This window comes from Pseudomonas sp. GG8, assembly GCF_052976945.1.
The window spans coordinates 2,500,090-2,525,204 of record NZ_JBRIIP010000001.1; the positions used below are offsets into that span (position 1 = coordinate 2,500,090).

Annotated in this window: 21 protein-coding genes and 8 pseudogenes; 17 read left to right on the forward strand and 12 right to left on the reverse strand. The window is 57.6% G+C overall.

Features of this window, described 5'->3' with window-relative positions; genetic code table 11:
- Positions 1-2: 2 nt before the first annotated feature.
- From ACVBEG_RS11990 to ACVBEG_RS12000, 3 genes and pseudogenes are all read right to left on the reverse strand, one after another.
- A complete protein-coding gene (locus ACVBEG_RS11990) occupies positions 3-1,721 on the reverse strand; it encodes an ABC transporter ATP-binding protein (RefSeq protein WP_447107753.1) in 1,719 nt (572 codons plus the stop codon).
- Positions 1,721-3,625: a sigma-54-dependent Fis family transcriptional regulator gene (locus tag ACVBEG_RS11995; protein WP_322216526.1), complete on the reverse strand. Its 1,905-nt coding sequence runs from the start codon at positions 3,623-3,625 to the stop codon at positions 1,721-1,723. The genes ACVBEG_RS11990 and ACVBEG_RS11995 overlap by 1 nt, the downstream gene beginning before the upstream one ends.
- Positions 3,626-3,872: 247 nt before the next feature.
- Positions 3,873-4,007 (reverse strand): annotated as a pseudogene (locus tag ACVBEG_RS12000) (PAS domain-containing protein); the annotation flags it as partial.
- Here ACVBEG_RS12000 and ACVBEG_RS12005 point away from each other — a divergent pair.
- The 4 genes and pseudogenes from ACVBEG_RS12005 to ACVBEG_RS12020 all read left to right on the forward strand — a co-directional run.
- Positions 4,008-4,707 (forward strand): annotated as a pseudogene (locus tag ACVBEG_RS12005) (glycine cleavage T C-terminal barrel domain-containing protein); the annotation flags it as partial. It lies immediately after the preceding pseudogene.
- Between the two features lie 352 nt (positions 4,708-5,059).
- Positions 5,060-5,524, forward strand: a complete 465-nt coding sequence (locus ACVBEG_RS12010; protein ID WP_447107754.1) for an amino acid permease — start codon at positions 5,060-5,062, stop codon at positions 5,522-5,524.
- Positions 5,525-5,630: 106 nt separating this feature from the next.
- On the forward strand, positions 5,631-5,918 hold the full coding sequence (locus ACVBEG_RS12015; protein WP_447108458.1) for an amino acid permease: 288 nt from the start codon (positions 5,631-5,633) through the stop codon (positions 5,916-5,918).
- Between the two features lie 182 nt (positions 5,919-6,100).
- Complete coding sequence (locus ACVBEG_RS12020) at positions 6,101-7,141, forward strand: GGDEF domain-containing protein (RefSeq protein ID WP_447107755.1); 1,041 nt, start codon at positions 6,101-6,103, stop codon at positions 7,139-7,141.
- A 246-nt stretch (positions 7,142-7,387) separates the two neighbouring features.
- On the opposite strand, the pseudogene ACVBEG_RS12025 reads toward ACVBEG_RS12020, so the two are convergent.
- A pseudogene (locus ACVBEG_RS12025) lies at positions 7,388-7,678 on the reverse strand (IS630 family transposase); the annotation flags it as partial.
- A gap of 71 nt (positions 7,679-7,749) precedes the next feature.
- Here ACVBEG_RS12025 and ACVBEG_RS12030 point away from each other — a divergent pair.
- Positions 7,750-8,289 (forward strand): annotated as a pseudogene (locus ACVBEG_RS12030) (electron transfer flavoprotein subunit alpha/FixB family protein); the annotation flags it as partial.
- Positions 8,290-8,590: 301 nt separating this feature from the next.
- Positions 8,591-8,713: pseudogene (gene tnpB / locus ACVBEG_RS12035) on the forward strand (IS66 family insertion sequence element accessory protein TnpB); the annotation flags it as partial.
- A gap of 11 nt (positions 8,714-8,724) precedes the next feature.
- Here tnpB and ACVBEG_RS12040 read toward each other — a convergent pair.
- Entirely contained in the window at positions 8,725-9,609 is an 885-nt protein-coding gene (locus ACVBEG_RS12040) for a LysR family transcriptional regulator (protein ID WP_322179071.1), read from the reverse strand.
- 132 nt (positions 9,610-9,741) lie between these two features.
- Here ACVBEG_RS12040 and lldD point away from each other — a divergent pair, with 132 nt between their 5' ends.
- The 3 genes and pseudogenes from lldD to ACVBEG_RS12055 form a co-directional block, all read left to right on the forward strand.
- Positions 9,742-10,884, forward strand: coding sequence for an FMN-dependent L-lactate dehydrogenase LldD (gene lldD, locus ACVBEG_RS12045; protein ID WP_322179070.1), 1,143 nt, complete (start codon positions 9,742-9,744; stop codon positions 10,882-10,884).
- Between the two features lie 8 nt (positions 10,885-10,892).
- Positions 10,893-11,909: an FUSC family protein gene (locus ACVBEG_RS12050; protein WP_447107756.1), complete on the forward strand. Its 1,017-nt coding sequence runs from the start codon at positions 10,893-10,895 to the stop codon at positions 11,907-11,909.
- Positions 11,910-12,030: 121 nt separating this feature from the next.
- Positions 12,031-12,372: pseudogene (locus ACVBEG_RS12055) on the forward strand (transposase); the annotation flags it as partial.
- 233 nt (positions 12,373-12,605) lie between these two features.
- On the opposite strand, the pseudogene ACVBEG_RS12060 reads toward ACVBEG_RS12055, so the two are convergent.
- Positions 12,606-12,707: pseudogene (locus ACVBEG_RS12060) on the reverse strand (AAA family ATPase); the annotation flags it as partial.
- A 118-nt stretch (positions 12,708-12,825) separates the two neighbouring features.
- Positions 12,826-13,022: pseudogene (locus ACVBEG_RS12065) on the reverse strand (IS5/IS1182 family transposase); the annotation flags it as partial.
- A 296-nt stretch (positions 13,023-13,318) separates the two neighbouring features.
- Between ACVBEG_RS12065 and ACVBEG_RS12070 the strand changes: the two are divergent.
- Both ACVBEG_RS12070 and ACVBEG_RS12075 read left to right on the forward strand, forming a co-directional pair.
- Entirely contained in the window at positions 13,319-14,092 is a 774-nt protein-coding gene (locus ACVBEG_RS12070; RefSeq protein WP_447107757.1) for a glycosyltransferase family 2 protein, read from the forward strand.
- A 142-nt stretch (positions 14,093-14,234) separates the two neighbouring features.
- Positions 14,235-14,627 carry an NUDIX hydrolase gene (locus ACVBEG_RS12075; protein WP_447107758.1) on the forward strand — a complete coding sequence of 131 codons (393 nt, stop codon included), beginning with the start codon at positions 14,235-14,237 and terminating at the stop codon, positions 14,625-14,627.
- A gap of 83 nt (positions 14,628-14,710) precedes the next feature.
- Here ACVBEG_RS12075 and ACVBEG_RS12080 read toward each other — a convergent pair whose 3' ends face one another.
- Positions 14,711-15,151, reverse strand: a complete 441-nt coding sequence (locus tag ACVBEG_RS12080; RefSeq protein ID WP_447107759.1) for a GNAT family N-acetyltransferase — start codon at positions 15,149-15,151, stop codon at positions 14,711-14,713.
- A 255-nt stretch (positions 15,152-15,406) separates the two neighbouring features.
- Between ACVBEG_RS12080 and ACVBEG_RS12085 the strand changes: the two genes are divergently transcribed.
- Positions 15,407-15,835: a GNAT family N-acetyltransferase gene (locus tag ACVBEG_RS12085; protein WP_322179065.1), complete on the forward strand. Its 429-nt coding sequence runs from the start codon at positions 15,407-15,409 to the stop codon at positions 15,833-15,835.
- Between the two features lie 100 nt (positions 15,836-15,935).
- Here the strand turns inward: ACVBEG_RS12085 and ACVBEG_RS12090 are convergent, their stop codons facing one another.
- A complete protein-coding gene (locus ACVBEG_RS12090; protein ID WP_322179064.1) occupies positions 15,936-16,325 on the reverse strand; it encodes a hypothetical protein in 390 nt (129 codons plus the stop codon).
- A gap of 189 nt (positions 16,326-16,514) precedes the next feature.
- On the opposite strand from ACVBEG_RS12090, the gene ACVBEG_RS12095 reads away from it, so the two are divergent.
- Both ACVBEG_RS12095 and thpR read left to right on the forward strand, forming a co-directional pair.
- Positions 16,515-16,820, forward strand: coding sequence for a pentapeptide repeat-containing protein (locus ACVBEG_RS12095; protein WP_322179063.1), 306 nt, complete (start codon positions 16,515-16,517; stop codon positions 16,818-16,820).
- Positions 16,821-16,905: 85 nt separating this feature from the next.
- On the forward strand, positions 16,906-17,451 hold the full coding sequence (gene thpR / locus ACVBEG_RS12100; RefSeq protein ID WP_322217789.1) for an RNA 2',3'-cyclic phosphodiesterase: 546 nt from the start codon (positions 16,906-16,908) through the stop codon (positions 17,449-17,451).
- A 47-nt stretch (positions 17,452-17,498) separates the two neighbouring features.
- On the opposite strand, the gene ACVBEG_RS12105 is transcribed toward thpR, so the two are convergent.
- Positions 17,499-18,119, reverse strand: coding sequence for a cell wall hydrolase (locus ACVBEG_RS12105; protein WP_322183137.1), 621 nt, complete (start codon positions 18,117-18,119; stop codon positions 17,499-17,501).
- 148 nt (positions 18,120-18,267) lie between these two features.
- On the opposite strand from ACVBEG_RS12105, the gene ACVBEG_RS12110 reads away from it, so the two are divergent.
- Positions 18,268-19,038, forward strand: coding sequence for a phytanoyl-CoA dioxygenase family protein (locus tag ACVBEG_RS12110; protein WP_330200770.1), 771 nt, complete (start codon positions 18,268-18,270; stop codon positions 19,036-19,038).
- A 133-nt stretch (positions 19,039-19,171) separates the two neighbouring features.
- Positions 19,172-20,023: a CAP domain-containing protein gene (locus ACVBEG_RS12115; protein WP_322216547.1), complete on the forward strand. Its 852-nt coding sequence runs from the start codon at positions 19,172-19,174 to the stop codon at positions 20,021-20,023.
- Between the two features lie 18 nt (positions 20,024-20,041).
- Here the strand turns inward: ACVBEG_RS12115 and ACVBEG_RS12120 are convergent, their stop codons facing one another.
- Entirely contained in the window at positions 20,042-20,764 is a 723-nt protein-coding gene (locus tag ACVBEG_RS12120) for a GNAT family N-acetyltransferase (RefSeq protein ID WP_322179060.1), read from the reverse strand.
- Positions 20,765-20,958: 194 nt separating this feature from the next.
- Positions 20,959-21,999 carry a formylglycine-generating enzyme family protein gene (locus tag ACVBEG_RS12125; protein ID WP_322179059.1) on the reverse strand — a complete coding sequence of 347 codons (1,041 nt, stop codon included), beginning with the start codon at positions 21,997-21,999 and terminating at the stop codon, positions 20,959-20,961.
- A gap of 346 nt (positions 22,000-22,345) precedes the next feature.
- Between ACVBEG_RS12125 and ACVBEG_RS12130 the strand changes: the two genes are divergently transcribed.
- Positions 22,346-24,877 (forward strand): arylsulfatase, encoded by a 2,532-nt coding sequence (locus tag ACVBEG_RS12130; RefSeq protein WP_322216550.1) that lies wholly within the window; start codon positions 22,346-22,348, stop codon positions 24,875-24,877.
- The last annotated feature ends 238 nt before the right edge of the window (positions 24,878-25,115 follow it).

Genomic DNA, 25,115 nt, shown 5'->3' on the forward strand with positions numbered 1-25,115 from the left:
ACTCAGACCTCATGGACGACTGTCGACGACGTGAGCACGCCGTCTACCATATGGAAGCGCAGGTCTGCATCCGCCAGCGTCGACGGACGATGACTGATCAGAATCCGTGTTCTTCCGGCAAACAGCTGGTCAATGGCGCAAATGACTTCACGCTCGGTGGCTTCGTCTACCGCCGAGGTAGCTTCATCGAGGACCAGAATCAAAGGGTCTTGCAACAGTGCGCGGGCGATGGCGATTCGTTGTTTCTGCCCACCGGAAAGCTGCTGTCCTCGCTCGCCGAGCGGACTGTCGAGGCCTTCGGGCAGGGACTCGATCAGGCTGTCCAATTGAGCCATATGAGCGACTTCGGCAATCGCCGCACGGCTGGCGTTTGGCGAGCTGTAGGACAGGTTGTCCGCCAGGCTCCCGCGAAACAGCACAATGTCCTGACTGACCACCGCGATGCGCCGACGTAACTCGAACAGGTCTAGATCACGCAGATCACAGCCGTCGAGCAAGACACGACCGGCTTGCGGGTCCTGGAAGCGTTGCAGCAGATCGATCAGCGTCGACTTGCCCACCCCGGAGCCGCCGCTCAAGGCGACTTTCAGGCCATAAGGGATACGCGCATCAATGCCCTTGAGGATCGCCGGACGCCCCGGATGGCTGAAGTGCACCGACTGAAACCACACCTCGCCCGTGGTGGGCATCGGCAGCGGGTGCTCCGGCGTGCTGACTCCCGGCTTTTCACCGCGCAACTCCATGACCCGGCCGAGGCTCACGGTCATGCGCTGCAGGGCGACATACAGCCCGAGCAGGCTCTGCACCGGGCCGACGGCCATGCCCAGGTACGTAGAGAAAGCGATCAACGCGCCGAGCTGCCAAGTGCCCTGCACCACCCAATAACCACCGATCAGGAACGCGCAGGCCCGAGACAATGAGGTCAAGGTGCCGGGCACCGCCTGGGTGAAGAATTCGGTGACTTGCAGGCGCAGCAGTTGAGTCATGTAGCCCTGCCCCAAGGACTCCAGCCTGCGTGCTTCGCGCTGCTGCTGACCGGACGCCTGGATGAACTTCATCACCGGTAGGGTTTCGACCATGAAGGACGACACGTCCGCCGAACGCTCGCGCAACTGTTTGACCTCATGCGCAACTTTGCGCCGCATCCAGCGCAGCCAGAGGATGTCCAAAGGAATCAACACCACGGCCAGCAGTGACAGTTTCCAGGACAGGGCCAATAACATCGCCACGGCGAAGACCAGACCAATGATGCTGGAGACCGCCGAGAACAGTGAATCGACGGCAAAGCGCTGGACCTCCGCGACATCGCCATCAAGCCGGGACATCAAGTCGCCAATGCGTCGTTGTCCATAGAACGTCGGCGACAGTGTCTGTAAATGCCGATAAATTTCGTCACGCAAGGCGAACAGGATCCGCCCGGACAGTCGCGTGTACAGATAACGGTTGATCCCGGATAACACCGTGCCCAGCAGCCCGGCACCGATCATCAATCCGGCGATCAGCGTCAGCATCGAAAAGTTACGCGCCAGCAAGCCATCGTCAATCAGCAACTTGGTCAGCCAGGGTTGCACCAGCACCAGCAAGGAAGCGCACAGCGACAGGCCCAACAAACCGCCAATGGCCAGGCGATGTGGACGGACGAAGCCGTACAGCCATGTCAACGCGTCGTGGAGTGCCTGCGGGTCCTTGCTGTCGACCAGCCTGACAATCAACCGCTGCATCAGCTGCGCAACTGTTTAAGCTTGCGGTACAGCGTCGCCCGACTGATGCCTAGCGCGTCAGCGGCGGCCGAAACGTTGCCCTGATGACTGTCCAGAGAGTTGCGGATCAACTCGAGTTCATTCTCGCGGATACGGCCGGTTTGAGGACGGTCACAGGCGCTCAGGTCATCAAGCATGCTGTCGGGCAGGTGCTCCAGCCCCAGCTCGCTTTCGCCCTCGTCGCGCATGGCCAACACTGTGCGCAGCACCATCTCCAACTGACGTATGTTGCCCGGCCAGTGGTAGCCCGCCAGTAATGATTGCAAGTCGCTGGAGAGTTTGACCGTCACATTGCCCAATTTGCCCAGCAAGCTGCTCACCAGCGCATCAAAATCGTCACGCTCACGCAAGGCGGGCAACATCACGCTGATGCCATTCACCCGGTAAAAAAGATCCTCGCGGAACTGCTTTTCCTCAACCTGACGCTTGAGATCTCGGTGGGTGGCACAGATCAGTGCGACATCGATATCCTGTTCCTCGCCTGCGCCCAATGGCGCGACCTTACGGTCCTGCAGCACCCGCAGCAGGCGGGCCTGAAGTGCCAAAGGCATATCACCGATCTCGTCGAGGAACAGCGTGCCGCCGTGGGCCTGTTGCAGGCGACCGATCATGCCGCCACGCCGTGAGCCGGTGAAAGCGCCCTCGCGATAACCAAACAATTCGGACTCGATCAACCCTTCAGGGATGGCTGCACAGTTCACCGCGATAAACGGTTTATCACCGCGCACACCCGCCCGGTGAAGGGCCCGGGCGATAACCTCCTTGCCGGTCCCCGTTTCGCCCAGCAGCAAAACGGGCAGCTCGTTCGCCAGCCCTTGGCGTGCCATGCGCAGCGCGCGGGCATACCGACTGTTACCTCCCGCCAGCGCCTCGAGATTGGGTTGCGCGGGGGCCGCTTTAGGCGCGCCCCGAGCCACACTGGCCACGTTAGGCGAGCGTTGTGGCGCGCGCAGGGCTTTATAGAAAAACTCGCCCTTGGCGGTTTGCAGGCTGCCTATGCTGCCTTGCCGCAGACGCGCGAGCAGTTGCAGACCATCGATGCCCAGAAACTCTTCACAGCGCCGCCCCACCAACCCTGCCCGAGGCACACCGAGCAACTGACAGGCATGCGCGCTGACCGCCAGAATCTTTCCGGTCAAATCCAATGCCAGCAGACCCTGCCACGCGGATTCAAGGTATTGGCGACGACTGTGGAAGGCCAGGACGATTTGATCCGGATAGGTCGCGTTGAACACCCGGCTTTCAATCTGGGTGACAGCCATGCACAACAGCGCAGTGCTGTCCTGAACGCGCCCTAAAGGGCCTTCGCGGGTCAGGTCAAGCACACCGAGCAGCTCTCCATGGGGGCTGTGAATCGGCACAGACGTACACGAGAAAGGGCTCAAGCGATCCAGAAAGTGTTCACCACAATCGATCAACGTCGGACGAGCATTGACCAGCGCAGTGCCCAAGGCATTGGTGCCGCGAGCCGCCTCACTCCAACAGGCACCCAGGGCGATGTCTTGCAAGCCGCTGCCTTTAAGGTCATCGGCGCGACCCTCAAGGGCGAGAATGGTGGCGTCGGCATTGGCCAGAATAATCAGCCCTTCCTTGCCTTGCTGAGCCGCCAGATAGTCGATCTCCGGCGTCGCAGCGTCGATAAGCAAGCGATTGCTCGCCAACAGCAACTCAAGACTGGCCGTCGACTCCAGCGCGAGCTCGTGCTTGCTATTGAAATGCACACCGTGGCTGAGACTGCGCCGCCATGAGGCATCAATTTCGGCCCGCAGCACCCCATCGGGCACTTCACCTTCGCCGTGCAGTGTCTCCCGGGCCAGCCGGGCTTCGCTTTGTAACTCAGCGTTTATTGTTTTTATTAGCGACATTCAGCGCTCCGAATCGGTCCGCCCAGTGCATCCCCGAGCCACTCCCGGAGCTGGCGGCGAGACACGCAAGCTGTTGAGAATGTCTACACCCGGTTCAGGTGGCAGTAAAGAAAAGTTTGCCCGGTCAGGCAGGTGTTCTCTGCAAAGAGCAAAACCTGGGCCACTGGCAAAAGCACGTAGCTCATTATTTACGTTAACGTAAAGGTAATAGCAAGTACCGGCTAACAGCCCTTCACGTCGGGTCTGCCTATGGAGTGACAATTTCAAAAATCGCACCCTCGATACCCAACACCTCGCGACTGTCCGAATAGATGCCAACGCCTTTTCCCCAGACGTTCTTGATCGAGTTGTCTGCGCAGCGAATCCGGTACCTGAGTTCGTATTGAGCCGTGAATTGCTCAAACAAATGGTCTGGACCCCCGCCAGTCAGCCGACCGTGGAAGCACTGGGCTGGTTCCGTTTCCTGGTTGGTCGGCTGGACGACTACGACGGTTGCCCGTTGATGATTTCCCGCACCGGCTACACCGGCGAGCTGGGCTATGAAGTCCGGTGTCAGCCGCAAGACGCCGAGCGTATCTGGGATCGCATCTGGCAACTGGGCGAACCACTGGGCATCGTCCCACGGGGCCTGGAAGCGCTGGACATGCTGCGCATCGAAGCCGGGCTGATATTTGCCGGGTACGAATTCAGCGACCAGACCGATCCTTTTGAAGCCGGGATCGGCTTCAGCGTGCCACTTAAGAGCAAAACCGACGACTTCATCGGCCGCGACGCCCTGCTGCGGCGCAGTACCAATCCGATGCACAAGCTGGTAGGCCTGCAACTGAGTGGCAACGAAGGCGCGCATCACGGCGACGGCGTGTACAGCGGGCGCGCTAAGGTCGGCGTGGTCACCAGCGCCTGCCGCTCACCGTTGCTGGCCAGCAATATCGCGTTGTGCCGGGTGGATGTCGCCTGTGCCGACGTGGGCACAACGCTGCAAGTGGGGCAAGGTCGATGGTTTGCAGAAGCCTATCGACGCTCAGGTCATGGCACCGATTTTCTACGACCCGGACAAAGCCGGGTGCGCAGTTAAGCGATAGAAGCACCGACCACTGTTAATCGAACACTGTTACTGCGTTGCCAACCAGCGAGACCAAGAGTCTTTAAACAAGACCCAAGCACTCGCTGACCGACACCCCTTACGTCCGCCGAATCCGCTGTTCCGGCTCGACGAAGGGGGTGCTGGCTCAACTTCCGACTGCCCCCGACAACTCTACTTACATATGGGATAACAGAGATGGAAGCGACTACATTCGAGACCGTACCGCAGGAAGGCCAGACGGCCGGTAGCCTGCATCGCAAAATTGACTGGAAAGGTGCGTTCTGGGTCGCCAGCGGCGTACCGGCGTACCGGCGCTGGTCCTGTTCTCCATTGGTGCGATTACCGCAACGGTGGGTAAACCGGCATGGATCGTTTGGATCGTTTCGATCCTGTTCGGCTTTATCCAGGCCTTCACCTACGCCGAAATCGCCGGGTTGTTTCCACATAAATCCGGTGGTGCATCGGTCTATGGTGCCGTGGCCTGGGTGCGTTACAGCAAGCTGATCGCCCCGGTGTCCGTGTGGTGCAACTGGCTGGCGTGGTCGCCGGTGCTATCCATTGGTTCGGGGCTGGCGGCCGGCTATATCCTCACTGCGTTGTTTGCACCCGATGCACTGATCAATACGTGGCAGTTAACGCTGCTGGACCTTGGCTGGATCAAAAGCGGGTTGTCCCTGCGCCTGAACGCAACCTTCGTCGTGGGCGTGGTGATTCTGCTCGGGATGTTGGCGGTGCAACACGGCGGCATCCTGCGCTCGGCGCGCCTGACCTTGATCCTCGGCGTCACCTCACTGATCCCGCTGCTGTTATGTTAGTCGGCGTAGTGCCGTTGCTGACCGGCGATGCCACCCACGCTAACTTCCTGCCGCTGTATCCCTTGGCTCACGATGCTGGTGGGCTGGTCATCGAGGCACCTGGGACATTTCCGGTTGGTCATTGATGGCCGCGTGGTCGACCTACGGTTTCGAGACCGCCGTGTGCTACACCCGCGAGTTCAAAGACCCTAAGCGTGACACCTTCAAGGCAATTTTCTATGCCGGTCTGCTGTGCACTCTGGTGTTCACCCTGGTGCCCATGGCATTTACAGCCATGTGGACCGACCTGTATATCCAGGCAGATGACGGCGCCAGGCGTGCAGGCATATTGCCGCATGTGACGTTGGCTGCGGGTGTGCTGGTGGTGTACTTCTGCCATCGGTTGTTGGCGTGAAGGACTGAGCCGCTGAACCTTGAGTGACGGGCGAAGAGACAGGCCTGGAGGTGCAATCTACGTACTGTAGATGAGCCTTCCGGGCCTGTTTATTTATACAAAACCCTGCTTGTTTTGTGAGTCGTCGCGAACGGTGGAACCTTGCTGTATATTCGCCAAAAATAAACAACAACAGTGACGTTATGAACCCATCAAAGAAGCGTGCGACTGCCCTGGCACTCTATCCAGAGGATACCCGCGAGGCAGCGGCCCTGCTGAAGCAAGCTGTACCTTTGATGGTGCGTCATAACATTGCGCCCAACCCGGTGCACTACGCCCTCTGGTACACCTACAGCAAAGGCCAGGCACCAGAACTCAATCGCCACCTGGATCGGGTTGTCCGAGACTTCGACTATTTCCCCCCGGAGTCCGCTGCCAAGCTTTTTCGCGAATACATCATCCACGACGAACTGGAAGATGCCCGCATCGGTCAGCAACAAGCGATCAATCTGGTAGACGGCATGGAGCGCGACGTTTCGCATAACGTGAAGGGCAATATCAACTTTCAGGCGAGCCTTGGGTATTGCCTAGAAATGCTTGATGAGCCGATCGATGATCGATTACCCAGCATACTCAGCGAGCTGCAACAGAGCACCCAGCTCATGCAGGATCAGCAAGAGCTTTTCCTGTCCCAGCTGCATGCTGCTCAAAGTGAAATCAAGAACCTGCGAGGCAAGCTTGAACGTGCCCAGCTGGCCGCGACGCTGGACGGTCTGACCCAGGTGTTCAACCGGGATACCTTCACCCGGCTGCTGGAGCAAGCGCTAAGCAACGCGCCCCAGACTGTGGCCTTGGTCATGCTGGATATCGATCACTTCAAGCAATTCAATGACCAGTACGGTCACCCTTTAGGTGACCGCGTGCTCCAACACGTCGGCCAGGTGCTACGGGACTCACTTCCCCCTCACGCTGCGGCGGCCCGCTACGGCGGTGAAGAGTTCTGCGTCATCCTGAACCAGTGCACCGATCTCGGCAGCGCCCATGCCTTCGCCGAGCAACTGCGCCTGAAAATCCAGTCATTACGGATCAAGGCTCGTAAAGCTGACAAAGTACTCGACACGATAACGGCCTCCTTTGGTGTCGCACTCTTCGAAGCCGATGACACCCTGGAAAGCCTTGTCACTCGTGCCGATGACGCGCTTTACCAAGCCAAACGCAATGGGCGTAACCGAGTGCACCGGTAATCAACCCTCGGCGAGCGGTTGCCTTAGCCGCGACGCTCATATCGAGCGACGGGGTTAGTTTGTTTGGCAGGCTCACGTCTGCTAAAGCCAGGGCGTAGCATCCAGTGGTTCATTTCGGCAAAGCCGGCTTTGCCGGGAAGTGACCAGAGAGGGTCAGATTTCGAGCCTTTGCAGGCAGTCACTACAGGCAACAATCGGCCAACATCGTTGAAAAACATTTATCTAGTGTACTGTTTTCAAAATAGCTTACCCATTCATCTGCGCTTCCATCACATCGCGTGCTCGCCGAATCTTGCTCAAAATCTCCTCTCCCTTTGCGTTCCAAACGTACCGGGTCGGTTGCGCGTTTCGTAATGCCAGGAAGGTGGTAATCGAGCTTTCCAGCTCGCGTACGCAGCCGAAACTGCCGTCGCGTAAGAACACGGTAATGTCCCTGAAAAATCGCTCGACCATGTTCATCCAGGAGCTGGAGATCGGTGTGAAATACACATGGACGCGCGGATGTTTCGCGAGCAAGGCCTTCACCTTTGCATGCTTGTCAAGTCATTGGCAGCCCATAGCTTGTGGACGGTGGTCGCCGAGATGCCAGCGGCACGGGCCATGCTTCGAATGTTGCGCCGCTAGTGACTAGCCTGATGCTCGAACAACACACAATTTACAGCCATGTCCTGGCCTCGGCTACGTCCAACGGCAAGAACATCCAGCCGCGCGTTGCTGCGCAGCTGGACGTCGACCAGATATCCGAGATCATCTCGGTTGAAAGCACTGACACCTTCAAGCGCCCGATCTACGCTGGTAACGCCATTGCCACCGTACAGTCCAACGCAGCGGTCAAGGTCATCACCGTGCGTGCCACCGGTTTTGACCCGGTGGCTGGTGAAGGTGGTTCGGCGGCTGTTGAAGCGGTGACGGCTGCTCACGACGCGGAAATTTCCAGCTTCGTCGGGGAAGAACTGGCCAAGTCCGATCGGCCGGAACTGACCGCTGCCAAAATCGTCGTTTCCGGCGGTCGCGATATGCAGAACGGTCAGGCCGGCAAAATCGTTGCGCCCCAGCTGTACATCGCCGTCGGTATTTCCGGTGCGATCCAGCACCTGGCCGGTATGAAAGACTCCACAGTGATCGTGGCGATCAACAGGGATGAAGAAATCTATAACGCGTCCAACATTTTGGGGTCAGATCAAATTAAGTGGACACCATTTCTAGCTCTATTTAAGCCGATTCCTCATGCAGCCAAAACGCCTCTCCTATCTCAAATCATTCAAGGCCCAAGTCATCCAGGAGTGCCTCGAACCCGACGCCACTATCGAAGTTCCACATGCTCGTGGCACCGTAGATGTAAGTTGGCCAGTCGAGAGGCCAGGTGCCTGCGCAGGTTTCCTTCGAGACCTGCTGCGATGATTCGCATCGACGCGATCTGGCTTGCCGTCGAACCCATGGACGCGCGCGATGGCACTGAAACCGCACAGTGCTTATCTTTTCGCCAACCGCCGCGCCAATCGGTTGAAAGTCTTGGTTCACGATGGCTTTTGGATTTGGCTGGCTGCTCGTCGCTTGAACCAGGGCCGTTTCGTCTGGTCTGGTCACTCCCTCATTGCCCTAGCCACCGCCAACCAAGCCCCCGCCGCAGGCGACAAATGCGCGTCCTTGCGCCACGCCAACGCGATATACCAATCCGTATCCGGCTCATCCAGCGCCACCAACCGAATCCCGCCGTGATAGTGCTTCTGCGCCAGCATCCTCGGCAAAAACGCCACACCCAGCCCCGCTGAAACCAGATCCACAATAAAGTCGACCTGACCGCTGCGTGCTGTCACCTTGGGCGTAACGCCCTTGCGGTCGCACGCCACCTGAATCATGGTATTCAGTGCAAACCCTTCCTCGAAAAGGATAAACGGCGTATCGGCCAAGTCTGCGATGTCGACGCTGTTGCGTTCGGCCATTGGGTGGTTCTCTGCCATAACGACCACCAGTGGCTCGATGCGCACATCCTGGTAATCGAACTCTTCGTTAAACGATTTCATCTTTAACAGCGCAGCCAGGTCTACCTCTCCCGACTTCAGGCATTCATTCAGTTTCCTTGCGCCGTGTTCAATGAGTTGAATTTCGATATTCGGATAGCGGGCGCGGTATTCGGTGAACATTGCGGCGAAGAGTACGCCGCTGGCCACGGGTGGCAGGCCGATGCGCAGTACGCCACCTTTGAGACCGCGCAGGTCGTTGACTTCGGCGATGAGATCGTTGTGTTCGGCCAGTAGGACGAGGGCGCGGCGATATACGATTGCGCCGGCGGCGGTTAGTTCGCTTCGGTGGCCGATGCGGTTCAACAGCGGCGTGCCTAGGTCATCTTCCAGGGTCTTGACGGCCTTGCTGACGGTGGATTGGGTAAGAGAGACCACTTCGGCAGCCTGGGAGAAGCCACCTTGGCGCACAACTTCGACAAAGGCGCGTAATGTTCGAAGGTTCATGAGCATTCCATTTCCGACTTAATTGTAGTTGTAAAAGTTGTTATTATCATAGTCGATATTTCCTTACTCTGAACCTACAGCGAATGCCTTGCGGCCTCGTTTAGTAGACTTCTTCCCCAAGGAAAAACCGTCATGATTATTTCGTCGGCGTCTGATTACCGCGAAGCGGCCAAACGCAAACTTCCGCGTTTTCTGTTTGATTACATCGATGGCGGTGCCTATGCAGAGCACACGCTACGAGCCAATTGTTCGGACTTGGCCGATATCAGTTTGCGTCAGCGCATCCTCAAGAATGTCGACAACTTGAGCCTGGAAACCACGCTCTTTGGTGAACCACTTGATATGCCGATTATCCTCAGCCCCGTAGGCCTGACCGGCATGTATGCGCGCAGGGGTGAGGTGCAGGCGGCCAAGGCAGCGGCGAAAAAGGGGATTCCGTTCTGCCTGTCGACGGTGTCGGTGTGCTCCATTGAGGAAGTAGCGTCGCAGAGCGCGCAGTCGATCTGGTTTCAGCTGTATGTGCTCAAAGACCGTGGCTTTATGAAGAACGCTCTGGAGCGTGCTAAGGCTGCCGGGGTCAAAACGCTGGTGTTCACGGTCGATATGCCGACGCCCGGCGCCCGTTATCGCGATGCTCACTCCGGTATGTCCGGGCCGTACGCCGCACCTCGGCGCATTTTGCAGGCCATGACCAAACCGGACTGGGCGTTGAATGTTGGCCTCCTCGGTCGCCCTCATGATCTGGGCAATATCTCCAAATACCTGGGCAAGGCCACCACGCTGGAGGACTACGTGGGCTGGCTGGCGAACAACTTCGACCCGTCCATCAGCTGGAAAGATCTGGAGTGGATACGCGAGTTCTGGAAAGGCCCGATGATCATCAAAGGCATTCTCGACCCGCAGGATGCCAAGGATGCGGTGAGCTTCGGGGCGGACGGCATTGTGGTATCCAACCACGGTGGCCGTCAGCTGGATGGCGTGCTGTCCACGGTCAAGGCGTTGCCGCCGATTGCCCAGGCTGTCGGCAGTGATCTGACGGTGTTAGTCGACTCCGGTATTCGCTCGGGTCTTGATGTGGTGCGCATGCTCGCCTTGGGCGCCAAAAGCGTGTTGCTCGGGCGCTCGACGGTCTATGCGCTGGCCGCCGATGGGCAGCGTGGTGTAGAGAATATGCTGGAGATTTTTGCCAAGGAAATGCGTGTGGCCATGACGTTGACCGGGGTGACGTCGATTGAGCAGATCGACGCAAGTACCCTGGTTCAAGCAGCCGTTTGAAGGCCGCCATGCAGCATTCATTGCCCGCCAAAGCGCTCCAATCACTGCGTAGGCTGTACGATATCCCTGTGGGCGAGGTCGTGTGCGGAGGTATTGTCTGTACCGCTCCCGCGTTGCTGGCGGCTTATCTGCATAACCCTTTGTTCAGCTGGTCAGCGATTGCCGCCTTCTGGACCTACCTGTCGCTGGTGACTGGAGGCTTTTGGACGCGACTGTCACTCGCCCTATCATTCGGTGTCGCGGGCGCCCTGGCTTCGGGGCTCGGCGCCTGGACGGTCGCCTATCCGCCCGTCGTGATCGTGCTCGCCGCGATCACAGGTTTTGGCGGCGCCGTGGCCCAAGGCGGCGGAACGCGAATCGGGTTGCCTGCCCTGTTGGCGGCGACGGCCTTCGCGGTTTCAACCGCTTTCCCCGGTAAAGACTTTGCCCACGGCATGACCTACGCCACTTACTTTCTCTACGGCAATCTGTGGGCCACGGGCTTTGCCCTGCTGCTGTGGCGCATTGAAAAGCCCCATGCAACTTCAATAAAAGAGGCTGCCCAGACGAGCTTCACGCTTAAGTCTGACCTCACCCTTCACGGGCTGCGTGTCGGCTTGGCGGCGGCGATCTCGGTGGGGCTCGTCCAATACTGGAGGCTGGACCATGGCTACTGGATGACCTTGACGGTATTTTTCATCATGCAGCCCAAGTTTTCCGGCACCTTGAAAACCTCGCTTGAACGGGTCGCAGGCACCTTGCTCGGCAGCCTGTTGGCCGCCGCCCTGGGGTCGTTCATTCACTCGCCCCTGTTATTGGCAGCGCTGATCCTGCCGCTCTCGATTGGCACGCTGGCAGGGCGATCCATCAGTTACAGAGCCTACATACTGTTTCTGACACCGCACTTTATTCTCGTTGCAGAGCTGGGCCAGCCGTCTGCGTCGGAACTGGGGCTGAGCATTCTTCGGGTCTGTAACAGCCTTGGTGGGGCATTGCTGGCTGTCGGGATTTCACTGTTGGTTTATCCGTGGTGTGGGCGGCGCTGAGCAGCCTTCCTCTTGCGACCACTACCCTACCTCTGTTGGCGGAAAATACGCGCTACAAGAAGCACACCGCAGCACAACAAGGTAATGCCGTTCATCACTGCAGCGCTAGGCAAGGCGCCGGCTGGCTTGGATGGTGGAGGAAAAAGATATCGAGCCACATGTGCCGGTTTGGGACAAAACCGAGCGTAAAAACGGCAGTCTCTCGAGTACCGACTTTCAATGGAATGAAGAGGCGCGCGATGTTGCTCGGCGAATAGCCGCGACGCCGCAATATGTGTGCTCCCGCCACGAACGGAAGAAAGTCGAAATGTTGTTCGCTCACCTCGAGCGAATCTTGAAAGTGGATCGCTTGCGATTGCGAGGTATGAGCGGTGCGAGCGATGAGTTCACGTTAGCGGCAGCGATACAAAACTTGAGAAGGCTGGCCAAACTGAAATCCCACTGGCCGCCAACTACGGGATAGGTGTGCCTGAATTTACCAAAAAACCTCCAATCAACCCACTGACAAAGCTGCACCGTCAACGCAGAACCGAATAACCACTCAACGTGGTAAATAAGCTCTGAAGTGACTGCTAACCTCGAAGTCTCGCAGCCTGAAAAAGTCGGCCCCGGTTTCCACCTGCGGATTCCACGCCACATGGGCACTCGTTCCACATTCACGTGGACAGGCAGTCGCAGCGACGCAGGTTCGCATTGTTAACCTGAAGTACCCGCTGTCGTCAATTTCGTCGAGCGCCTGCGCATCGATTCGCCTTTGAGTTCAATGCGGTAAGCAATGACACCCCTACTCAGAATTGCTGTTTAGAACCCTGAAATATTGCCCGCAATGGCCCACGAATGGTTTTGCAAATGTGGACGCCGCTCGCCGCTTGGTTTATCCGCTGGTACAAATCAGCACCGCCACAACCGCATCCAGACGGCTGAACTGAATCCGATTGAGATAGTCGTAGATATAGATCTTCAGCAAGACCGCTGGGTGGTTAGCCCGACGACCAGTTGCAGCAGGATCGACACCCTCAAACCCGAGTGCCCCAAGGTGAGTTCATCGACAAAAACATCGACCATACGCACCGAATTTTCTTCCGCCACGTAATCGTCCAAACAGTCCGGCACCCAGGTGACTTGGCGATGGCCTCAGTGGGCATTGGACAGGGTTGTGGTCGATTCCAAGTGACCGCCTCTTTACTGATACTTTACCAATCGCTGACATTAATGTTCACCGCTTGCTTGATACTCCCTATCAACGGAGTTAGGCGCTGTATCGGAAATCTGCCTTGAGTCGACTGTTTGATTCGCGTTTGGCGGTGACGCTTAATGCACTCACGGAGACAAACACGTTGGCCAGAGGTGTATTGAAAACGGCCAAGCCATCGGTAACAAAAAATAAAGTGATAGAGGTTTGACGAACAATGTCCCATTCCACTCCAACCAAGACAAACTACAGTGTTGTGTTGGTTAATTACAAATCACTTGAGCTTACCAAGGCGTGTTTGGACCTGTTGCGCCAGGGGTTGCAAGATTCTGGAACACCCGTCTGGGTCGTGGATAACTACTCGGACGACGCGAGCAGTGAGTACCTGCGCACGTTGAACTGGATCAACCTGATTGAGCGCAAAAAAACCACGCCTGAGGCCGGAAGCGTTGCCCACGGTCGGGCGCTGGATACTGCGTTGGATAAGATCGATACTGAATACGTATTTTTGTTGCATACCGATACGCTCATTTATGATCTGAATGTTTTTTCCATGATGATCGGCCAGTGTACGGGTCCACGTGAGGTTGCGGCTGTTGGATGTGTAGAACAGTTGAATCGAGGCATGGGTCGATCGGCCTGGCGCTTGGCTACCCGTTTTATCAAACACTACGTTCGGCGTAGCTTGCGAGCGTTGGGCCTGAACGCAAAAGAACCGAAACCGTTCAGAGAAAAACATTTAAAGAGCTTTTGTACCCTGTGGAATGTGCGATTGATTAAAAAGCACGGGCTGCACTTCCTAACGGACGACCGCAACCCCGGCTATGAACTACAAGATAGAATGGCCGCGTGGGGATATCAGATTGTTTTTTTGTCCCCACGAAAAATATTCAGCTACCTTGATCATATCCAGGGCGGGACAATTTCAGCCATGGGCGGTTATGCGGGCAGTCACCGAAGAGCAAAGATGTATAATCAACTGACTAAATAGAAGCCTATTTTTTAAAGACTTACAACTCAGATAACGATACTAATCCGACGATTCACCCCGAATAGTGCAAAACTCCAATGTTGAAAATCAACACCCGTCTTGAGCAATGTTGCTCTGATCGTGCTCACCCAAGGGACATGCCATGCCGAGCGTTATCCACATTGCAGCCGCTCTCTTACTCAACCCACAAGGGAAAGCCCTGCTGGTGCGAAAACGCGGTACCACAGCCTTCATGCAACCCGGTGGCAAGATTGAAACCAACGAACGTCCGGAGCAGGCCCTGGTGCGTGAACTGAATGAAGAACTGGGAATAACCATCGATTCTGCAAGCGCCCGATATCTCGGGCGCTTCAGCGCGCCCGCCGCCAACGAACCTGGCTTCGAAGTACGCTGCGAACTGTTCGAGGTCAGGATTGAGGGCGATGTCATACCCGCTGCCGAAATCGAGGAAGCGGTGTGGGTTGATGCACACCAACCCCTGATCCTGGAGCTGGCGCCATTGACACGAGATCACGTTCTGCCCCTCATCAAATGACCGGGTTACCCCCAATCACCAAGCTGTACGCTTTCACACAGCCCGTGCGATTCATTCAGAAGGCTAGAAAAATACAGGCCGTGTCAGGCCAGTCGTTTCAAAAAGTGATGGCAGGAAATCTGATAGTGGCGCTGCATGTAGAGTCGATGAGCTGCACTCCTGTCCGCGCCAACCCCAGAGTCAAGATGCACGGCCGAGCATCCCAAGCGCATGGCTTCAGCTTCAGCCCAGTCGAGTAATTTCGAGGCATGGCCTTTTCCGCGCCACTGAGGCAGGGTCGCAATGTCCACTATGTAGAAAGACTTTCCTAACCAGAGAGAAAACTGAATCCTATAGCTCAATACACTTACAGCTGAGGTCGAACCATCTTCCCAAAGCCCGACAAGGTTGTAGCCATTGGGGCGAAGTAACTCGTCGATTGTCGAAGTAATCTCAGCCGGTGAGTATCGCGGCCACAACTCACATAAGGCCGCCGCTGCCTGGTCTGTGTCGGCGGCACTTATTGAATTAATGGTGAACGACATAAAACTCTCCTTGGGTAATTCACGCCGGGCGACTCAGTTGTCGTCAACCCTAATGGTTATTGATGCATGAGCGCAACCTGCGGGAAAGTTGCAGGGTGAATATCAGTTGCGAGGGGGATTAGTCGTGTCGGCCGATCAATCCATTGGAGATCGCGGCGTTTTGCAAGCGAGTCGTCGCGCAAGCAGCATCGCCATCCAGCGTTTACAATCATGCCGCGTATTGATTTCTGCCGACAACGCCACACAGGAGAGCTTATGACCGATACCCCTTACTGTTTCAGCTTAGGCGCTGATGCCGAGGCCATGGCTGTGGTGCGCCAAGGTCTGGAACGCTTCAATGTGGAGCAGATAGGCCCCTACGCCTACGAGGATTTCCAGCTCTATGCCCGCGATAGCGGCGGCCAGGTAATAGGAGGCATGTTCGGCCATTTCGGGATGGGCTGGCTCTACATTGACTATCTTTGGTTGAACGATACCCTGCGCAGCCATGGTCTAGGCGGTAAGTTGCTGAAGAGAGCAGAGGATGAAGCGCAACGTCGGGGTTGTAAGGGCTTGTTCCTCTACACCTACAGCTTCCAGGCGCCCGACTTCTATCAGAAGCAGGGCTTCCAGATAATGGGCGTGCTGGAAGATTGCCCGCCCGGACACCAGCGCTACTACCTGAAAAAAACACTCAAGGAGTAAGGCTATTGTCCGGTTTATCGATCCCGGGAAAACGGGGTAGATTTACTTTCCATAGCCTGGGCGTCAGCTTTGGGTGGATCTCTACCCGTAACGCGCGCCCTCAGCCAATACCGTGATCGTCGGGATGTCGCGATGGCACCAGGGTCGGGCTACGGTCGCAGAGGCTAATCACCAGCCGCGCCACCAGGTCATGCAAGATAATGGTGTGGCGGTTGCCCGCAGTTTCGTAGTGCTGCTTGATCTTTGCCTTTAGGTCCCGATCACCACTGACCTCAACCAGGATATCCACCTCGCCAACGGCCTCGACCATCGCTATCGGGTCCGAGAAGCAGGGGATCTGCTGCTCGCGGGCCAAGGTCATCCCGGTGGAGTTGGGATCAAGGTCCGCGACACCGAGAACCTGAATGTAGTCATACTGCAGCAGTTCACGCAGCAGCGGTGAGCCGGTACGGCCTGCGCCGATCACGGCGATGCTGATGTTTTGCGACATGGGGGCAAACTCCTTTTCCGAATGACACGCCATGATGGCTTGAAGCCAGCATGCTAACAGCTTTGCCCTGGATACCAACATGCAGCACAGCGCCGCAGGCGTACGACCCTCCCCACTGAGCCGAATCAGGCAAGCTTCACCGGCTGTAAGCTGACCGAAGCCAACTTCACCCAAGTGTCGGCGCTTGGCATGACGTTCAGCGATACGCTTCTTATTGGCGCGTATTTGCCGGGGTTCTCGTTCTACAAGACGGAAATCGACAACCTTGATCTGTCCGATGCGGAGCTGACTGATGCCGACTTTCGCCATGCGGTGTTCGTCGGTGGCAGCCTGGCCAATGCCCGAGTGAACGGTGCGCGGTTCGACAATGCGGATCTGCGCGATACCAGTCTTCAAGGGCTGAAGTTGACTGACGCCAAGCTGTTCAAGGGATCGATCATCTCGAGAGCCCAGGCCGGGATGTTGCTGTCCGGCCTGGGCCTTACGGTAGCGTGAGCCTGACCGGATGCTTTGCGCTATCGTGAGTGATCAAATGGCACTCATTTCAACCAAGTCAAACTGCGACCTGGAGGGGCAAGGCATGGGTCGTGAAGCTCGTGAGCAAGGCGAACCGCTCAAGCGTCTGTTTTTCGCCCTGCCCTGCGCAGATGCACAACGCCGGGCCATCGCCCAATGGCGAAGCGCTCTTGAGCTAAGCGGCGGACGCCCAGTGCCTGCGGAAAATTTTCATTTGACGCTGATGTTTCTGGGCTCTGTTGCTGTGAGCCAAATCCCGGACATCTGCGCCGCTGCCGCACGGATTAGAACGCCAGGCAGGCCGTGGACTGTACCTCTCGACCGCCTGGATGTATGGCCTCAATCCAACGTTTTATTACTCGCTCCAGCACAGTCGCCACGGGTTTTACGCCAGCTGGTCTATGCCTTGCAACAGGCGCTGTTACCCCTTGGGTTTGTGGACGCCGCCCGTGAGTTTCGCCCTCACCTGACCTTGATGCGGGACTATCGAGCACCTGTCCCTGAGTCCAACACTCCACCAGACTTTCACCTAAGCGCCAGACACCTCATCCTATTCGAGTCGCACAAAGGCCGCTATCGACCGCTGGCCGAATGGCCTCTGGTTTCGTAGACGCCCGCCCCGCCCATTCGGATAGGTATTGTCTGCTCAGCCAAGGCCTATCGTGCTGTGCCATCGTGAGGCTTATAGAAGAGAAACTTCCCGGTCTCGGCTGTTTTGATATAGTCCTTGGCCCAGTCGGGCGACACGTTCTTGCCGTGGAAATACATAGCGCCGTGGGTTCGGTCTGTGAGTTCTTGGTTGAGCGCTTTTCGCGCTATTTCCTTGGCAATCGCATAAGGAGCGTCCTCTTCTACCTGATCCGAACGCCCATCACACCACCACGAAAACTGACAGGCATGCTTTTCAGAGCCTTGCTTGACCACCGCGCACACCGTATCTGGAAAACCCTCATGGCCAAGTCGGTTCATGACAACGCTGGCGACGGCTTCCATGTCGGCAGAGGCCCCGCCTTTGGCTTCCCAGTAGACGGAGCGTGCAAGACAGGTAATTGCATCGTCCAAAGGTGCTTTCCCTACTGGATCGACCGCCTGCGCTTCAGGTTGCGTGATGGCCTCGGCCTTGGGCGCAGGTGTCGCGCTCCCCTTCTCTGCAGCTTTCTGCTCCAGGACCTGGGCTTTGTCCACCGCCGCTTCTTTATTTTGCTCTTGGTCAGCCGCAATCGCCGGCTTCCCGAGAAGGGCTATTGCGAAGCAGATTGCTATCCCTATAAGGCGCATAGTCGAACCTTCTTGACTCATGCAGTGGTCAAATCATTCCAACAGACTACATGCTACGCTTTTGCTGTCAGCTGACCACTCGGCCACTGGTGAAAAGCCCTCAGTGCCAGTATGAGTTGGCGCTATCTGCGTTTTCCGGGGGCGCGACATGACCGCCACAGAGATATTGTCATCAATGACCGCCAGCCGTCTTGAGGCGTTGCACCGAGACGGCTTCGTACTGCTGCCCGGAGTGCTGGAGGGTTCGCAAATAACCACGCTGCGCAAGGCTATCGACTGCCTTGACCCGCAGCATTGGGACTACAGCGGCCTGCTCGATCATTACAAGTGCGTGTTCAACCGCGACCCGTTGTGGCTGCCGTTTCTCGACCTGAGCGGGATCATCGAGCTGGCCGAGGCTGCTCTAGGAACCGATTGCCACATCATCGGCCAGACCGCCTGGCGCTGCCATCCCGGCTTCGTCGGTACCGAACTGCATCTGGACTACCTGGTGATGGAGCTGCCGCAAAGCCTGCTGGGCGACCCCTCGTTCGAGTTGCCGATGCAGATCTGCACCGCGCACCTCTACCTCGACGATATTGATGCAGACCTCAGCCCCACTCGGGTTATCCCGGGTAGCCACCGGGCCGGGCGTCCGCCGACTGACGGTGAAAACCAGTGGCAAGGCTGTACTGCACAGCCGGTGCTGTGCCGGGCCGGGGACGTACTGATGTTTCGCAGCGAACTGTGGCACGCAGGTAGCAACAACCAAACCCTCGACCGCACGCGCTACCTGTTGCAGGTGCACTACGGCCGGCGCATGGTGGCGCAGAAATTCGCGCCCTATCTGCACTGGCGCTTCAACCCCATAGTGTTGGCGGCGGCCTCGCCACGTCAGCGGCGTCTGTTGGGAGAGCATCAGGAAGCGGAATACGATTGACCCTTTGACTTGATGTCACCTGACGCGAAATATGTCGCATCTGCCAAACATTTTCGGTTCGACGTGAAAAGGCGTTGCGCTAGGTGGGGCGAAATCGCGCATCATGGGCGCAGTCAGTTAAAGAGAGACTTCCATGCGCGTCCTATCATCCGTTATGCGTATTGCCGCATTGTCCCTGGGCCTGGTGTGCGCCGCCACTGCCGTGGCGACCGAGGACACCCAACTGGTCGAGTCGATCAACGCTTACCGCAGCCAAGTGCAGCGCTGCGCGGGCCAGGCATCCCAGGAGTTGCCACCGCTAGCGTCCGATCCGCGCCTGGTCCTGCCCGCCAATAGTGTCGGAGACCTGCAGCAGGCGCTGGCGCGGGCGACCTATCCGATGGTCAACGTGCAGGCGATCAGCCTGTCCGGGCCGCGTGATGCGCAGTCGGCCATGACGGCTGTGCGAGAGAGCTTTTGCCAAGTCGTGCTGGACCCGCAATTCGTCGATATCGGCGTGAGCCAGGAGGGCCGTGAGTGGCGCATCGTGCTGGCGCGTCCGATGTTGGCTGGGCGCTTGGGCGACTGGCAAGCGGAAGGACAGAAGCTCCTCGAAATGATCAACACCGCACGCACGCGGCCGCGCCAGTGCGGCGCCCAATCCTTTGCGGCCACGACACCGCTGACCTGGAACGCGATGCTCGCGACGGCAGCCGAGAACCATGCCCGAGCAATGGCTAACAACAACTTCTTTGATCATAAAGGCCGCGATGGCCACACACCGGGCGACCGGGCTGAACTGGCAGGCTACGTCGGTCAGCAAATCGGCGAAAACATTGCCGCCGGGCAGGACATCGCGCGCAAGGTGGTCGATGGCTGGCTCGCCAGCTCCGGTCACTGCGCCAACCTGATGAACCCACAATTCCGCGAGCTGGGCGCAGCCTATGCGGTTGATCCGAAGAGTGATGCGGGGATTTACTGGACGGCTATGTTCGGCTCGCAGTGAGTGCCTGAACGCATCATCCTAGAGCACGCGTGGCCCACGCCCGCTGTTTTGCGCCGCAGCCTCTCCAAGACGCTCCAGCACAAAGGCCTTCGCGTGACGTGTCATTTGGTCGAGATGTCGGTCGCGCTGCTTCTCGGCATCCACCATCGCTTTTTTCCCATGTTGCTGAAGCAGATAAGTATGAATCTGCCGCACCTCCACAGTTTTATAGATAGGCGCTACGTCCAGCACCGCCAACAGGCTGTCCGTACCGTGGTCACGGGTATTCATGAGCACCTGAGGACCGCGCACGCCCACAACCTGAAACCTCATTGACTCGAAATACGGCACCTTGGCAACGAAGCAGGCCAGCTCGGCATGAGGGTATCGACCGACCATTTCCTGCAGCATCGCGCGCGCAACACCCCGACGTCGGTGACTTGCCTGCACAGCCATATAGGCCACTGCACAGGCTTCTGGATCGTTCTTCACTGGCAGATACAGCAAGAAGCCGACGACTGCGCAAGGGTCCTGAGCATCCAACGCTACGATCAACTCGACCGGAATACCTTTGGAGCCGTCCATAGCGTCCAGATAGAGATGAACCTCGTATCCGATACCGTATTGATACAGGTTGTAGAGGGGATTGCTCGGTGCGATCGCCACCATACTAATGTCGGTTACGTAATCGACGACCATCTGCAAAATCTGGCTTTTGATGGACTCGGGCGGCGGGGTTTCAAAGAGGGTGATGGTGGACATTACGTATCTGACTCCGGGACTAAGGCGTGCCCGTGACTTGAAGGATCAGCGCCGGGCGGGCTCATCATAACGTGTCTTCACGCTAACAAAGTGTTGCGCGGTTTGCCCTCTGCCCTCCCCCAGCCGCCAGAACGTCGTTGCGGCGCTACCGCGTTGATAAACCGCTATACCTTCTTCGCGCCTGCGTATCGCATTCAGCGGCTTTTTCCCCATTGATCATTACTCATCGCCAAGCGAAACCCGAGGTGCGACATGGCATTCATCGGATCCGCCCCCTGCCTGGCGCTGGTTCGAAAGCTCGTGCAGTAGCTGTCACTGCAAAGAAAAGATCCACCGCGAATCACACGCTGCGGTGCATTGGCTGTTACCCCGAGTGCCGGGTCATAACTCTGGAGCGGACCCATCGGGTTAAACGATACTTCGCCAGCCGGCTGAAGCTTGAGCCCTACTCTGAACGCATCAGCGCGATACCAATCGGCGATCCACTGCCAAACGTTCCCTGACATGTCGTACAGCCCATAAGCGTTGGGCCTGTAACTGCCTACAGGCTGGGTGCCAATCTTGAATTTATTGCGGGACCCTGTAACAGGGAACGGTTGTACCTCATTCCAGGTATTGGCCATCTTTTCGCCGCCCGGCGTGAAATCACTCCCCCATGCATAGTCCGCTTGTTCCAGCCCGCCTCTTGCGGCGTATTCCCATTCAGCCTCGGTCAACAGCCGCTTGTGTGCCCACTTTGCGTACGCCTCTGCATCCTCATGTGAAACCTGAACGACCGGATGGGTTTCCTTGCCTTCGATTGTACTGTCGGGGCCAGACGGGTGGCGCCAGTCAGCCCCCTGGACAAACGCCCACCACTGGCTGAAATCATTCAGGGGGATTGGCCTGTCTGCGCCCACAAAAACCAATGCCCCGGGCACCATGACGCTGTCATCCGGTTCTGGCGTACCAGGTGATAGCTGTACTTTCAGATCATCCCATTTGGGTTTGCGTTCGGCAGTGGTCACGTAATGTGTTTCAGAAATAAAACGGGCGTAATCTGCGTTGGTAACGTCGTTGCGGTCAATCCAATAACCATCGAGTCGAACCTTATGGGCAGGCCCCTCATTGGGTCGCGCCTTCTTATGATCGCTCCCCATCAAGAATTCACCGGGAGGAATCCAGACCATATCCAAAGGGCCATTTTTCCCATCACCCAGCGTCAAAGGCGATGGACCACGAATGTACTGATTCACAGCAAAAGCCAGGCAGGCAGACACTACCCCGACTGCGACTATGGCAATGCCCCAGCGCCGTTTCCTGACAAGCATTTGTGCGCCCCTTGGTTTTCTTCAGGCTGAGGTCATTGCTCAGCCTTTCTGACGTCAGGATCAGTTATAGACACCGTACCTCTCTTGTCAAAGGGCATACGGGTTACAGACAGCGCCAGAACTTCAGCGCCAGCGAGCCGCACGGCGAGATTGATCAGGCTTACGGCTGTCGGTTAAAACAGGACAACCCGAGCCAAATTTGAACCAAAAGCTATCATCAGCCTGAGCAGTAACCGACACGTAGCGGCGCATGCCCGCACCGGAGCACATGATGAGTGTCCCTCGTTCAACCTCAGCTCGGCGAACTGTCCACCCCTTACTACGATGCCTCGCCCTTGGCCTCGGTGTATTCATCGGCTGCGCACACGCCGATCAACTCAATGGCCCCCCCGGCGCAACCAGCACCACCCGAGTGATTTCCGGGCAGCAGCTACCCCCGCCCGACCTGCCGTTCGAGGGCTCGATCACGGACATCGCGCAAAGCTCAAAACCCTACTGGCCGGCGACGATAGTCCCGCCCAAGGGCGCGCCGAATGTGTTGCTGATAATCACCGACGACGCCGGCTATGGTGTGTCCAGTACCTTTGGCGGGGTGATCCCGACGCCGAGCATGGATCGCATCGCGGCCAACGGCCTGCGCTTCAACGACTTCAACTCCACCGCACTGTGCTCGCCTACCCGCGCAGCGCTCATTACCGGACGCAACCATCACTCGGTCGGCTTCGGGACTGTTTCAGAAGCCGCCACCGGCTATCCCGGCTATGACAGCGTCATTGAAAAGGACACGGCGACTGTCGGCCGCATACTGCAGGAGAATGGGTACCACACCTCCTGGTTCGGCAAGGATCACAACACTCCCGCCTTCCAGGCCAGCCAGGCCGGCCCCTTCGATCAGTGGCCAACCGGCATGGGTTTTGAGTACTTCTACGGTTTTGTCGGTGGTGACACCAATCAGTGGCAACCCAACCTGTTCCGCAACACCACACCGATCTATCCGTTCGAGGGCAAGCCCGGCTGGAACCTGACCACGGGGATGGCCGACGATGCGATCGACTACATGCAACGCATGAACGCGCTGACGCCGGACCGACCGTTCTTTGTCTACTACGCGCCCGGAGGCACCCACGCGCCGCACCACCCGACGCAGGAGTGGATCAAGAAAATCAGCGACATGCACCTCTTCGACGGCGGCTGGAACCAGCTGCGCGAGACCATTTTCGCCAACCAGAAGAAGCTCGGCGTGGTCCCGCCGAATACCCTGCTGACGCCTTGGCCAAAAGATCTGCTACCCGAATGGGACAGCCTGAGCGCCGACCAGAAGAAGCTGTATATCCGCCAGGCTGAGGTGTTCGCCGCTTATGAGGCCTACACCGACCACGAGATTGGCCGGGTGATCCAGACTGTCGAGGATATGGGCAAGCAGGACAACACCCTGATCATCTATATCACTGGCGACAATGGCACCAGCTCTGAAGGGCAGATGTTCGGTACACCCAACGAAGTCGCCATGTTCAACGGCGTGCAAATACCGGTCGAGTTGCAGCTGAAGAAATTCTATGACGCCTGGGGCACCGACCAGACCTATAACCACATGGCCGCTGGCTGGGCCTGGGCCTTCGATGTGCCCTTCACGTGGGTCAAGCAGGTAGCTTCGCACATGGGCGGCGTGCGCCAGGGCATGGCGATTTCCTGGCCTGCGCGGATCACTGACAAGGGCGGCATCCGCTCCCAGTTCCACCACGTCATCGACATCGTACCGACCATCCTGGAGGCCGCCGGCATCAGTGCGCCAAAGCTGGTGAATGGCATTGTCCAGAAACCGATCGAGGGCACCAGCCTGCTCTACACCTTCGACAAGGCCAACGCCGAAGCGCCCTCTACCCACAAGACCCAGTACTTCGAGATGATGGGCGACCATGCTCTCTATCACGACGGCTGGATCGCCAGTACCAAGGTCGTGCGGGCACCGTGGGACATGACCGCCAAAGCAACCGATCCGATGAAGATGGAATGGGAGCTGTACAACCTGAACGAGGACTACTCGCAGTCCACCGATCTGGCGACGCAACATCCCGAAAAGCTCAAGCAGATGCAGGCCATGTTTATGGACGAGGCGCGCAAGTATCAGGTACTGCCGCTGGATACCTCGGTACTGCCACGGATGATCGCCCCGAGACCGAGCATTACAGCCGGGCGCAATATGTTTACCTGGACCCATCCGCTGATTGGTACGCCCAATGGTGACGCGCCGAGCGTGCTGAATACCTCCTACACCTTCACTGCCGAGGTGGAGGTTGCGCAAAACGGCGCCGAAGGCATGCTGATCACCCAAGGCGGACGCTTCGCCGGCTACGGTTTCTATGTCCTGAAGAGTAAACCGGTGTTCCTGTGGAACCTGATCGATCTGGAGCGAGTGCGCTGGGAAGGTGCCGACGCACTCACGCCGGGTAAGCATGTGCTGGAGTTCGACTTCAAGTACGACGGCCTGGGCGCTGAAACTCTGGGGTTCAACAATTTCTCCGGTGTCGGTCGCGGCGGTATGGGCACCCTCAAGGTGGATGGCAAGGTGGCGGATCAACACAAAATGGACCACAGTTTGCCCTTCACCCTGGCATGGGACGAAAGTCTGGATATCGGCTCTGACACCCTCACCGGGGTCAACGACGCCGATTATCTGCCGCCGTTCACCTTCACCGGCAAGCTGAACAAGATCACCCTGAAGATCGACCGGCCTCAGCTAAGCAAAGCCGATATCGAGAAACTGGAGCAAGCCCAGCGCGCCATCGAAAGCGGCAAAGAGTAAGGCCCGAGGTCGAAAGCGAACCGCGGGAGACCTTTCGACCGGCTTCCCTTGAAGCCACGCCATAGTTGTAGAGTTTTTTGTTTGCCGCTCGCAGCCACTGCGAGCAACACAGCTTAGAAGTACTGTCCTGCCAAGCCACAAAGTGAGTCGCAGCCCCAAATACGTCTTGCCGGTGAACCTTATCACCGGATACCCGGTCGATAGTTGCAACCTAGCTTGCTTTTCCGGTGACCCCGTC

Coding starts and splice junctions, on each gene's coding strand:
- ACVBEG_RS12105 (WP_322183137.1), bottom strand. CDS start 18,119: ATGCGCCTTATAGGGATAGCAATCTGCTTCGCAATAGCCCTTCTCGGG.
- thpR (WP_322217789.1), top strand. CDS start 16,906: ATGGGTCGTGAAGCTCGTGAGCAAGGCGAACCGCTCAAGCGTCTGTTT.
- ACVBEG_RS12130 (WP_322216550.1), top strand. CDS start 22,346: ATGAGTGTCCCTCGTTCAACCTCAGCTCGGCGAACTGTCCACCCCTTA.
- ACVBEG_RS11990 (WP_447107753.1), bottom strand. CDS start 1,721: ATGCAGCGGTTGATTGTCAGGCTGGTCGACAGCAAGGACCCGCAGGCA.
- ACVBEG_RS12080 (WP_447107759.1), bottom strand. CDS start 15,151: ATGTCGTTCACCATTAATTCAATAAGTGCCGCCGACACAGACCAGGCA.
- ACVBEG_RS11995 (WP_322216526.1), bottom strand. CDS start 3,625: ATGTCGCTAATAAAAACAATAAACGCTGAGTTACAAAGCGAAGCCCGG.
- lldD (WP_322179070.1), top strand. CDS start 9,742: ATGATTATTTCGTCGGCGTCTGATTACCGCGAAGCGGCCAAACGCAAA.
- ACVBEG_RS12075 (WP_447107758.1), top strand. CDS start 14,235: ATGCCGAGCGTTATCCACATTGCAGCCGCTCTCTTACTCAACCCACAA.
- ACVBEG_RS12120 (WP_322179060.1), bottom strand. CDS start 20,764: ATGTCCACCATCACCCTCTTTGAAACCCCGCCGCCCGAGTCCATCAAA.
- ACVBEG_RS12040 (WP_322179071.1), bottom strand. CDS start 9,609: ATGAACCTTCGAACATTACGCGCCTTTGTCGAAGTTGTGCGCCAAGGT.
- ACVBEG_RS12020 (WP_447107755.1), top strand. CDS start 6,101: ATGAACCCATCAAAGAAGCGTGCGACTGCCCTGGCACTCTATCCAGAG.
- ACVBEG_RS12070 (WP_447107757.1), top strand. CDS start 13,319: ATGTCCCATTCCACTCCAACCAAGACAAACTACAGTGTTGTGTTGGTT.
- ACVBEG_RS12095 (WP_322179063.1), top strand. CDS start 16,515: ATGACGTTCAGCGATACGCTTCTTATTGGCGCGTATTTGCCGGGGTTC.
- ACVBEG_RS12115 (WP_322216547.1), top strand. CDS start 19,172: ATGCGCGTCCTATCATCCGTTATGCGTATTGCCGCATTGTCCCTGGGC.
- ACVBEG_RS12050 (WP_447107756.1), top strand. CDS start 10,893: ATGCAGCATTCATTGCCCGCCAAAGCGCTCCAATCACTGCGTAGGCTG.
- ACVBEG_RS12110 (WP_330200770.1), top strand. CDS start 18,268: ATGACCGCCACAGAGATATTGTCATCAATGACCGCCAGCCGTCTTGAG.
- ACVBEG_RS12085 (WP_322179065.1), top strand. CDS start 15,407: ATGACCGATACCCCTTACTGTTTCAGCTTAGGCGCTGATGCCGAGGCC.
- ACVBEG_RS12090 (WP_322179064.1), bottom strand. CDS start 16,325: ATGTCGCAAAACATCAGCATCGCCGTGATCGGCGCAGGCCGTACCGGC.